The following is a 2,262-nucleotide window of genomic DNA, read 5'->3' on the forward strand; positions in this document are numbered from 1 at the left end:
ACATAGATACGAAGGAAACGGCTTCAGGACATCATATATTGAGTTGCCATAAATGTAACACTGTACAGGGAATATCCTTGAAAGGGTTTTTACCAACGATTACTACCTAAATATGGAGGGAAAAGAATGGGAAAATACAGAGATACCTGTGTGTTTGAACTGGTGCCGGAAAAATCTCATTGGGGAGATTTTTCCGCAAACCCCATGGCATACTTCCGCGGTGAGACAAGCATGCCGGGGGCAACTTACCATGTTGGCTTCCAGACATTTGTAAAGTCAGTAGACTTTGACGAACCGCATTTCCATATGGCGGCAGATGAATACCTTGTGTTTCTAGGTGCAAATGTACCTAATGTGTTTGATTTTGATGCGATTATCGAACTGGACATTGGTGAGGATCCGGATAACATGGAAACCATGGTAATTGACAAAGCGGCAGTAGTTAAAATACCGCCGTATATGTGGCATGGTCCAATTCGTTTCCGTATTAATAAGCCAATAATCTTCCAGCAAGCATATTTTGACGGCACATGGTCTAAAATCACACGTCGCCTCAAAGAGGACGGAAGTTTTGATTATATCTATGACGGGGACAATGTGCGCCTGTGCAAGGAACGTATCGACGGTAAATGCATAATGTGCGGGAAATGCTTTGGCAAGTTGAGCGAAACCGGGTACAACGAAGTTGAATATAAAAACTTTGAGCCGAACAGGAAACGAAATTATACAGGAAAATATGACTATCTTAAGTACGAATTGCCGGAAATGGTCACTTATTGGGGTGACTGGTGCGAAAAACCTCAGGCATATCTGCATGGAGACCACGATTTTCCAGGCTCTAATTATCACATCGGGTTTCAGGTGTTTTCAAAGTCCGTTGAGATGGAGTTGCCTCACTTCCACCACCACGCAGATGAATACCTTGTATTTGTCGGGGCAAATTTCCCAAACATATTTGACTTCGACGCGACAATTACCCTGTTCATGGGTAACGATCCGGACAATATGGAGAAAATCGTAGTGGACAAGCCGTGCATTATTCGCGTTCCGGCAAATGTATGGCATTGCCCGATTTATTTCAACTTGAGGAAACCGGTAATGTTCCAAGCGACTTTCCTTAACGGCATTTGGCACAAAATACTCCGCAGGAAGAAGGATAACGGTGAGTGGGAGTATTATTATGAGGGCGACAATATCCGCACATGCAAGCTAGAGCCGGAAAAATGGTGTAATATTTGCGGCAAGTGCTATGCAGGATTGAATGAATCGTCTTATGCTGAAGGCGTTAGCCGGCCCAAACCTGATTGGGCTGAATAAGCGTGCGACCATTAAATTATTGGTGCTTTCCCTGCCGATATATGGGAATAGTTTCACAAAGTCTTGCAAAAGGTCGGTGGAATAATTGCTTAGATACATTGGCAAAAGGTTATTAATGATGATTCCTGTTTTGCTGGGAATCGCGCTGGTCGTGCAAATCCTGATCAGCATTACTCCCGGAGATCCGGCGAGAGTGCTGCTCGGAGTAAATGCCACCGAAGAAAAAGTACAAGAATTGCGGGAGGAAATGGGACTAAACGACCCGCTTCCGGTAAGATACGGAAGATTTTTATGGCAGCTACTCCACGGTGATTTCGGCACATCTTATGTAACAAAAAGGACTGTTGTAGACGAGGTATCCACACGTTTCCCATATACGCTCAAGCTTGTAGTAACCAGCATGTTGATGGCATTGATTGTGGGAATACCGGTGGGTGTTTTGGCAGCAACTAATCAAAACACTTGGGTGGATAACCTCCTAATGTTTCTTTCCCTATTCTGTGTGTCGATGCCTGCCTTTTGGTTCTCGTTGATCTTAATCCAAGAATTTGCGGTTGAGCGCCAGTGGTTCCCCCTTTCTGGTGTCGCCAGCTTCAAATCCTGGATTTTGCCCAGCTTGGGGCTGGCGGTTGGTTTCATCGCCAATATAGCAAGGCAGACGCGTTCAAACATGTTGGAAGTGATACGTCAGGACTATATAACAACGGCAAGAGCCAAAGGTTTGCCGGAATCAAAGGTGGTATTCCGCCACGCACTGAAAAATGCCCTCACACCTGTAATAATGGTTGTAGGCAGCATGTTCGGTATCATGTTGGGCGGAGCGCTCATTTCCGAGGTTATATTTTCTATACCTGGGCTAGGACAGTATACTATCCAAGCAATGTTAAACCGTGATTATCCTGTAATACAGGGCAGTGTGCTAATTCTGTCGATGATGTTTTCTAT

2 protein-coding genes are annotated in these 2,262 nt (G+C 44.7%); both read left to right on the top strand.

Annotated features, from left to right (window positions below):
* Positions 1-126: 126 nt before the first annotated feature.
* The gene (locus GX364_09550; protein ID NLI71093.1) at positions 127-1,317 is read left to right on the top strand and encodes a hypothetical protein; all 1,191 of its coding nucleotides are present in this window, start codon (positions 127-129) and stop codon (positions 1,315-1,317) included.
* 85 nt (positions 1,318-1,402) lie between these two features.
* Positions 1,403-2,262, top strand: an 860-nt coding sequence (locus tag GX364_09555) for an ABC transporter permease (protein ID NLI71094.1), incomplete at its 3' end; no start/stop codon positions are given.

It is taken from the genome of Bacillota bacterium (assembly GCA_012518215.1).
Lineage (GTDB): Bacteria > Bacillota > Dethiobacteria > DTU022 > PWGO01 > JAAYSV01.

Bases quoted from the DNA above. Each gene is read 5' to 3' on its own strand.
- GX364_09550 (NLI71093.1), top strand. From the start codon at position 127: ATGGGAAAATACAGAGATACCTGTGTGTTTGAACTGGTGCCGGAAAAA.